Origin of the sequence: Janthinobacterium sp. (assembly GCF_031995485.1) — a bacterium.
Classification (GTDB): Bacteria; Pseudomonadota; Gammaproteobacteria; order Burkholderiales; family Burkholderiaceae_D; genus Janthinobacterium.
In genome coordinates, this window is sequence record NZ_DAMAGB010000029.1 from 67844 (window position 1) to 74875 (window position 7032).

A 7032-nucleotide genomic window follows, 5' to 3' on the forward strand; every position below is an offset into this window, starting at 1 on the left:
GTTGCATTGCACACTGACACAACATTATTTATTTTGATAAAGATCCGCATGAAAAAGCACTTTCGCCTTTCCCAGCCACTTGTAAAGCATATGATTCTTTCTGCCTGCCTGCTGGGGGGCAGTTCTTCGTTTGCTGTTGCACAAGAACTGTCTGGCAGTGACTCTGCCAAAGCGCAGACGACTGATGTTGGTTTGCCATCTATTCGCAGCCGTGCCGATTCGCGTCTGACGCCAAATCCTGCCCCTACCCGTCCTGCCAAGCGAGTTGCCGCCGAAGCAGGACCATTTCAAGCTTATGCTACTGGCGTGACCGGCCAAAACCTGGCTATTTTTGGTAAAGATCTGTTCAGTGACGTGCCTTCCACCTTTGCGCCGTTTGACAGTGCCCAAGTCAATCAAGATTATGTAATCGGTACGGGTGACGAACTGCAGGTGCGCGGCTGGGGCATGGTCGATATTGACGTTAGCGCCACTGTGGATCGTAGCGGAGCTATATTTATTCCCCGTGTTGGGTCCGTTAAGGTAAGCGGGGTACAGTACAAGGATCTGCAAGGTTATCTGAAAAAGGCTGTCGGCAAGATTTATAACAATTTCGAGTTAACGGCCAGTATTGCTCAAACACGCGCTGTCCAGATTTATGTCGTTGGTCATGCTGTACGTCCTGGTACTTACACTCTGAGTGCCATGAGTACGTTGCTTAATGCACTCTTCACCTCTGGCGGTCCAGACGCAACAGGCAGCATGCGCAACATCCAGCTCAAGCGCGGCAACCAAACTGTCACCACGTTTGATTTGTATGACATGCTAGTCAAAGGTGACAAGAGCAGTGATTTGACTCTGCGTGATGGCGACGTGATTTATATTCCAGAGGTGGGTCCACTGGTGGCTCTGACCGGTAATGTGAAGCAGCCAGCTATATTCGAATTGAAGGGCAATGCAAACCTTGCCGATGTAGTGAGCTGGGCCGGTGGCTTCGACTCTGCGGCCGAAACTAAACAGGTTATTGTTGAAAAAAACGTCGACAATAAATACAAAACCGTAATAGAACTGATTGCAGATCGCGGAATAAGTAGCCAGTTGGCAAGCGTGGCTGTCAATCCTACTGACGTACTACGGGTCTTTGCCCCTGGCGCAGTGCCAGTTGAGGCACAAATTCAGAATGAATATGTGCGAGTTGGCGGTGAAGCCAAACAGAGTGGAATTTTCCTGTTGAGGAAAGGTGAAACGCTGCGCGAGCTTGTCACACGTTTGGGTGGCGCGAACGAAAATGGTTACCTGTTCGCCACGCAATTAACCCGCGAATCAGTGCGTCGTATTCAGCAAGCAAAACTCAATGAGGTAGCAGACCGATTTGAACGCGATCTGGAGTCCAACGCCACCCAGCGTATGGGCGCATCGGCTGACCAGGCAAATGCTGCCAAACTGGCAGCTGAAGTCCAGCAACAGCGTCGTATTGTTGAAAAACTGCGCGCTATTAAAGCAGAGGGACGTATCGTTCTTGACTTGCCAGGTTTGGAAACACAAATAAAAAATCTGCCTGATCTGCCATTGCAGGATGGTGACAGCATTTATATCCCGCGTCGTCCTGGCACTATCGATGTGCTCGGTTCTGTCTTTCAACAAAATGCTTTTGTTTACCGTCCACAACGTACAGTAAACGACTATATTCAGCAAGCGGGCGGTCTCACTGTGAATTCTGATAAATCCGAAATGTATATCATCCGCGCAGATGGAACGGCGAAGAGCGGCCAAAGCTCTGGTTGGTTCAGTAGTGTCGGTGGCCTTGCGCTTAATCCGGGCGATACTGTAGTAGTGCCAGAAAAAATTGATCGTAGTACTTTTATGCAAAGTTTGAAGGAATGGACCACCATATTTTATCAATTTGGTCTTGGTGCTGCAGGCTTGAAAGTACTTAAGGATTAAGGGAATTGTTAAGTAGACTACATAGAAATCTCTTTAATTGTTGTTTTGAAAATTTCGCATTGTGTTAAATTTTATTAAATTAATATTTTTTAATTTTTTGAAAAAATTCAATGCAGAAATTGAAAATTTGGATAAATTTAATGATAACTGATCAAAATGGCTTTTCAGGTAGTCAAGCTAAAGCCACGATAGATAGCGATGAAGTTGGTATTATTGACATAGCCATTATTTTGGCTAAGTATAAAAAAGTTATATTGTTAATTGTATTTTTTTCAATGTTGATAGCGGCGGGGTTGTCGCTTTTACTTCCTAATAGATATACGTCAAAAACTCAGATACTGCCTCCTCAGTCCAACTCCGGGTCGAGTGCCCTTTTGGGTCAACTTGGCGCTTTGAGCGGCTTGGCAGGAGGTGGATCTGCTCTTAAAAATCCTAATGATATTTATATAGGGATGTTGAATAGCAGAACTGTAAGCGATAATTTGATTACTCGTTTCAAGCTCAAAGATGTTTATAAGGTGAAGCTGCTAACTGATGCACGTATTGAACTTCAGAAGGCAAGTAATATTGTTAGTGGCAAAGATGGCCTTATTTCTGTCGATGTGACCGATGAGAATGCAAAACTGGCAACTAGTCTGGCGAATGGTTATATTGAAGAACTTCAGAAACTGACGAAAACGCTTGCTGTGACTGAAGCGTCACAGCGCAGATTATTTTTTGAGCGTCAGCTAAAACAGTCAAAAATTGAATTGGCCAATGCGGAAGTGGCATTAAAACAGGTTCAGGAAAAAACGGGTTTAATCAAACTTAATGAACAAGCCGAAGCGGTGATTCAGGCAGCTGCCTCGATTAAAGCACAAATAGCATCAAAGGAAGTTGCTCTTGGCGCAATGCGTATATTTTCCACAAGCAACAATCCGGAATATATTAAAAATCAGCAAGAATTAGTTGGTTTGAGAGGCCAGTTGGCAAAACTGGAAACCGGTTTAAATACCGGGAAAGGTGATATTTCAGTTTCAACCAGTAGCGTTCCAGAGATTGGTTTGGAGTATACACGCCGAGTACGTGATGTAAAATATCAAGAGACAATTTTTGAAATGTTAGCAAAGCAATTGGAAATTTCCAAAGTTGATGAGGCTAAGGAAGGATCTGCATTGCAAGTGCTGGACCACGCAATTATTCCTGATAAAAAGTCAAAGCCGGCCCGTGCTATAATTGTCATTATAGCAGGATTGGCTGCTGCAGTTTTGGCATTAATTTTGATTTTCTTGAGGGAGATGTTTATAAACTCGAAAAGTAATCCAGGAAAATCGGAAAAATTTGAGAAATTTAAAGTTCTTTGCAAGTGGAGTAATAATAAAGTCTAATAGATTCGGTTATATTTATTGATATTTCCATTTTGAATTAATTAAATTATGGGGTTGTGTGAAATGAAGGCAGTTATTTTAGCTGGTGGTTTGGGTACGCGTATAAGTGAAGAAACCTCTACCAAACCAAAACCTATGGTGGAAATTGGCGGCAAACCCATCCTATGGCATATCATGAAAACATATTCAGCGCATGGCGTGAATGATTTCATTATCTGCTGTGGCTATAAAGGGTATGTCATCAAGGAGTACTTCGCTAATTATTTCTTGCACACCTCGGATGTTACATTCGACATGCAAAATAATCAGATGGAAGTGCACGCCAGGAATGCTGAGCCATGGAAAGTCACACTGGTCGATACTGGTGATGAAACCCTGACCGGTGGCCGCCTGAAGCGCGTCAAGCAATATCTGGAAGGCGAAGAAGCCTTTTGCTTTACTTATGGCGACGGTGTCAGCGATGTCAATATTAAAGAATCGATTGCCTTCCACAAAGCACATGGCAAGCTGGCCACATTGACGGCGACGCAGCCGCCCGGCCGCTTTGGTGCACTGATTCTGGATGGCCAAAAAATCAACAGTTTCCAGGAAAAGCCACAGGGCGATGGGGCATGGATCAACGGCGGCTACTTCGTGTTATCTCCAAAAGTGATCGATTACATCGCAGCTGATAATACTACTTGGGAAAAAGAGCCTTTGGAGCGTCTGGCTGCAGAAGGTCAGCTTGATGCATTCTTCCATCGTGGCTTCTGGCAGCCGATGGATACCTTGCGCGATAAGGTCCATCTTGAAGAGCTGTGGCAGTCTGGCAATGCTCCTTGGAAGGCTTCCTGATGAACGCGGCATTCTGGCAAGGAAAACGTGTTTTCCTGACCGGCCACACCGGTTTCAAAGGTGGCTGGCTGAGCCTGTGGCTGCAGCAATTGGGTGCGGTAGTGACCGGTTATGCACTGGAAGCACCGACCACGCCGAGCCTGTTTGAAGTAGCCGGCGTGGCGCGCGGCATGGTCTCGATCATCGGTGACGTGCGCGATGGCGAAGCGCTCAAGCGCGCGATGGCTGATGCACGTCCCGAGATCGTGATTCATATGGCGGCCCAGCCACTGGTACGCTATTCCTATGTCAATCCGGTGGAAACCTATGCCACCAACGTGATGGGCGTGGTCAACTTGCTCGAGGCCGTGCGCGCCACGCCTGGCGTGCGGTCGGTAGTCAACGTTACCAGCGACAAATGCTATGAGAACCGCGAGTGGCCTTGGGGCTACCGCGAAAACGAAGCCATGGGTGGCTACGATCCGTACAGCAACAGCAAGGGCTGCGCGGAACTGGTCACGGCCGGCTACCGCAGTTCGTTCTTCAATACCGAAAAATATGCCGAGCACGGCATTGCCTTGGGCAGTGGCCGCGCCGGTAACGTCATCGGCGGCGGCGACTGGGCGCTCGATCGCCTGATTCCGGACATGCTGCGCGCCATCGGTGCCGGCGAACCGGTGATGATTCGCAACCCGCATTCGATCCGGCCATGGCAGCACGTGCTGGAACCGCTGAGCGGTTACCTGACCTTGGCGGAAAAGCTGTACACCGAAGGTCCGGTGCACGCCGAAGGCTGGAATTTCGGTCCACACGACATTGATGCCAAACCTGTGGAATGGATCATCGAGCGTATGACCCAAGAGTGGGGCGCCGGCGCATCGTGGCAACTCGATGGCCAGAATCACCCGCATGAAGCGACCTATCTGAAGCTCGATTGTTCCAAGGCGCGCGGCCAGCTGGGCTGGCATCCGCGTTGGGATATCGGTCAGACCATTGCAAAAATCGTCGAATGGCATAAAGCTTGCGATCAGGGCGCCGACATGCGTGAATTTACGCTGGCGCAAATTACTACATATCAAAATACTTAACGGAAAGCTGCATCATGAGCGAACAACTGACACAACAACAAATCCGCGACCAGATCGCAGCCTTGGTACAACAATACGGCGCGCTGGCCAGCGCACCCAAAACCTTCGAACCAGGTGTGACGGTGATTCCGCCGGCTGGCAAAGTCGTGGGTGCGCCTGAAATGGAGCTGATGGTCGAAGCGTCGCTGGACGCTTGGCTGACGACCGGTCGTTTCAACGACCAGTTCGAACAGCGCCTGGCCAAATTCATCGGCGTGGAATTTCTGATGACCGTCAACTCCGGTTCGTCGGCCAATCTGGTGGCGTTCATGGCGCTGACCTCGCCGAAACTGGGCGCACGTGCGATCCAGCCAGGTGACGAAGTCATCGGCGTTGCCGCCGGCTTTCCAACCACCGTCAATCCGATCCTCAGCTATGGCGCGGTACCGGTCTTTGTCGACGTCGAACTGGGCACCTACAATATCGATGCCTCGAAAATCGAAGCGGCCATCACCGACAAGACCAAAGCCATCATGCTGGCCCATACGCTGGGCAATCCGTTCAACCTAGAAGTCATCGTCGCGCTGTGCAAAAAGTACAATCTGTGGCTGATCGAAGATTGCTGCGATGCATTGGGTGCAACCTACAACGGCCAGATGTGCGGCACCTTCGGCGACATCGGCACCATGAGCTTCTACCCTGCACACCACATCACGATGGGCGAGGGCGGCGCCGTGTTCACCAACAATCCGGATCTGAAAGTGATCGCCGAATCGTTCCGCGACTGGGGCCGTGATTGCTATTGCGCACCAGGCAAGGACAATACCTGCGGCAAGCGTTTCTGCTGCAAGCTGGGCACGCTGCCTGAAGGCTACGACCACAAGTACACTTACAGTCATCTGGGCTACAACCTGAAGATCACCGACATGCAAGCCGCATGCGGCGTGGCTCAGCTTGATCGCGCGGCCGGTTTCGTTCAGGCTCGTAAGGATAACTTCAACTACATGAAGGATGGCCTGAAGAACTGTGAACAGTTCCTGATCCTGCCGGAAGCGACACCAAATTCGGATCCGTCGTGGTTCGGTTTCCCGATCACAATCCGCCCCGAAGCGAACGTCGACCGTGTCAGCCTGCTGACCTTCCTGGACCAGTTCAAGATCGGTACCCGTCTGCTATTCGCCGGTAACCTGACGCGCCAGCCTTACATGATCGGTCGTAACTTCCGGATATCGGGCGAGTTGACCAATACCGACCGCATCATGAACGACACCCTGTGGATCGGTGTGTTCCCTGGTCTGACCAAGGAAATGATGGACTTCTCGATCAGCAAGATTGAAGAATTTTTTGGCGTTAATTTCTAAAATATATATATATGAATATCGTTACTGAGCTTTTGCCCGACACTTTTTTATTGCAACCTGATCGCTTTGATGATATGCGAGGATCTTTTGTCAAAACTTACAATGAAAAATTATGGTCAAAGCTTGGTATCGATTTCGATATGAAAGAGGAATATTATTCCGTTTCTCGTAAGGGAGTAATACGCGGCATGCATTTTCAAATTCCTCCTGAAGATCATAAAAAAATGGTTTATTGCCTGGGGGGGAGCGTGCTTGACGTCCTCCTTGACCTACGAGTAGGGCCTAATTATGGGAAATTTGCATCGGCTGTACTCTCTTCTGAAAACAGGCAAGTCATTCTTATTCCTAAAGGTATTGCTCATGGATTTTTAGCATTGGAAGAAAATTCACTAATGTTATATAAAACAAGCACAGTTCATGCTCCAGAATTTGATAGAGGGATAAAGTGGGATAGTTTTGGATTTGAATGGAGTATTGAAGCTCCAATAATTTCGGCTAGAG

At 48.6% G+C, this 7032-nt stretch carries 6 protein-coding genes; all 6 read left to right on the plus strand.

Translation table 11 applies throughout. The annotated features are described in order from the left end of the window. Nucleotides 1-48: 48 nt before the first annotated feature. Nucleotides 49-1923: an SLBB domain-containing protein gene (locus tag RTQ46_RS16460; RefSeq protein ID WP_312438187.1), complete on the plus strand. Its 1875-nt coding sequence runs from the start codon at nt 49-51 to the stop codon at nt 1921-1923. Nucleotides 1924-2033: 110 nt separating this feature from the next. Continuing rightward, nucleotides 2034-3290: a GumC family protein gene (locus RTQ46_RS16465; RefSeq protein ID WP_312438189.1), complete on the plus strand. Its 1257-nt coding sequence runs from the start codon at nt 2034-2036 to the stop codon at nt 3288-3290. A gap of 63 nt (nt 3291-3353) precedes the next feature. Then, on the plus strand, nt 3354-4124 hold the full coding sequence (gene rfbF, locus RTQ46_RS16470) for a glucose-1-phosphate cytidylyltransferase (protein ID WP_312438190.1): 771 nt from the start codon (nt 3354-3356) through the stop codon (nt 4122-4124). Further along, entirely contained in the window at nt 4124-5191 is a 1068-nt protein-coding gene (gene rfbG / locus RTQ46_RS16475; RefSeq protein WP_312438192.1) for a CDP-glucose 4,6-dehydratase, read from the plus strand. The genes rfbF and rfbG overlap by 1 nt, the downstream gene beginning before the upstream one ends. 14 nt (nt 5192-5205) lie before the next feature. After that, nucleotides 5206-6531 (plus strand): lipopolysaccharide biosynthesis protein RfbH, encoded by a 1326-nt coding sequence (rfbH, locus tag RTQ46_RS16480; protein WP_312438194.1) that lies wholly within the window; start codon nt 5206-5208, stop codon nt 6529-6531. An 11-nt stretch (nt 6532-6542) separates the two neighbouring features. Further along, the coding region (locus tag RTQ46_RS16485) for a dTDP-4-dehydrorhamnose 3,5-epimerase family protein (protein WP_312438196.1) at nt 6543-7032 on the plus strand (490 nt) is incomplete at its 3' end.

Coding starts and splice junctions, on each gene's coding strand:
- rfbG (WP_312438192.1), top strand. CDS start 4,124: ATGAACGCGGCATTCTGGCAAGGAAAACGTGTTTTCCTGACCGGCCAC.
- RTQ46_RS16465 (WP_312438189.1), top strand. CDS start 2,034: ATGCAGAAATTGAAAATTTGGATAAATTTAATGATAACTGATCAAAAT.
- RTQ46_RS16460 (WP_312438187.1), top strand. CDS start 49: ATGAAAAAGCACTTTCGCCTTTCCCAGCCACTTGTAAAGCATATGATT.
- rfbF (WP_312438190.1), top strand. CDS start 3,354: ATGAAGGCAGTTATTTTAGCTGGTGGTTTGGGTACGCGTATAAGTGAA.
- rfbH (WP_312438194.1), top strand. CDS start 5,206: ATGAGCGAACAACTGACACAACAACAAATCCGCGACCAGATCGCAGCC.